The organism is Streptomyces shenzhenensis, assembly GCF_021462265.1.
GTDB lineage: Bacteria > Actinomycetota > Actinomycetes > Streptomycetales > Streptomycetaceae > Streptomyces > Streptomyces shenzhenensis.
This window is the reverse complement of record NZ_JAJONF010000250.1, coordinates 1-208: the sequence shown is the minus strand read 5'-3', so window position 1 is coordinate 208 and position 208 is coordinate 1. Positions and strand designations below refer to the sequence as shown.

At 65.4% G+C, this 208-nt stretch carries 1 protein-coding gene; it reads right to left on the bottom strand.

All coding sequences use genetic code 11. The features are described 5' to 3' along the window. Positions 1-208 (bottom strand): hypothetical protein (locus LQ326_RS47675; protein WP_234545449.1); only part of this gene is annotated, 208 nt, incomplete at both ends.

The window sequence follows — 208 nt, the reverse complement described above, 5'->3', positions numbered from 1 at the left end:
AGCGAGATCCAGGTGGAGTTGATCGGCCCGTGACGGTGCGGACGTGTCGGTGAGGGTGATCGCCTCGGGATGGGCGGGATCGCTGACCAGATTCAGGGTGATGTGCAGCTGGTCACCCGAACCGGGCAGCGCCAGACCGGAGTTCAGATGCGTGTCGAGCAGGCCGGTGATGCGCTCGTCGAACTGCCGGATGAGCGACGGATCCGTC